The 705-nt window shown below is 56.3% G+C and carries 1 pseudogene; it reads left to right on the top strand.

The window, feature by feature from the left end:
* Positions 1-544, top strand: a pseudogene (locus AB9F26_RS22175) (hypothetical protein); the annotation flags it as partial.
* Positions 545-705: the final 161 nt, after the last annotated feature.

Here is a 705-nt window from a genome sequence, read left to right as displayed (position 1 = left end):
GTTCTTGATTCGAGAAGGAGAGGTTTCGGTGTCGACCGAGACCATGCGCGATGCATTGCTGCGATATGCGCGGGAAGTCTCGCCGTCAAAGCGGGGCGCGAAGTGGGAGCAGCTGCGGCTAGAGAAGATCGCAAAAGGATCTTTGGGCAATGTTATCCTGCGTGAAGTTCTCCCTATCGATATTGCGAATTGGCGCGACATGCGATTGCGTGAAGTGGCGGCCGGCACCGTAAATCGGGAAATGAGCCTTCTGTCGGGCGTATTTAGCATTGCGCGCAAGGAGTGGGAAATCAAGGCGCAAGTGATGCTGATGTTGTTCAAGGCGGCGCAGGGCGTAAACGTCGCCGCGATGAAAGAACTGCTCAAGCAGGCAGAGCGCAGCGAGCTAGAAAGTCTGGCGGGCAAAGCGCGCGGCGACGGCAAAGCCAAGGAAAAACCGCTGGGCAAAAAGGGGCAACAAAGCAAAGACGCGCGCGAGATCACCACCACCGCCGAGGGCGGGGTTGCGGCGCATTTGCCGAGTTATTCAGAATTCAAACATTAGGGGGCCGAGGTGGCGCTAGATTTTCCCTTTGCTTGCCTTGATTGGGAGGAAAAACTCAAAGCGGGGGAAACGCCGATTTGTGATCTGCCGATCGATAGTAAGAAGGCTGACCAGGCAGAGGCGATTTACAATTCCCTGCGGCTTCCGGATGTGATCGGCCA

Origin of the sequence: Falsihalocynthiibacter sp. BN13B15 (genome assembly GCF_041205415.1) — a bacterium.
GTDB classification, from domain to species: domain Bacteria; phylum Pseudomonadota; class Alphaproteobacteria; order Rhodobacterales; family Rhodobacteraceae; genus Falsihalocynthiibacter; species Falsihalocynthiibacter arcticus.
The sequence above is the reverse complement of the archived record's forward strand: the minus strand, read 5'-3'. Positions and strand labels throughout refer to the sequence as shown.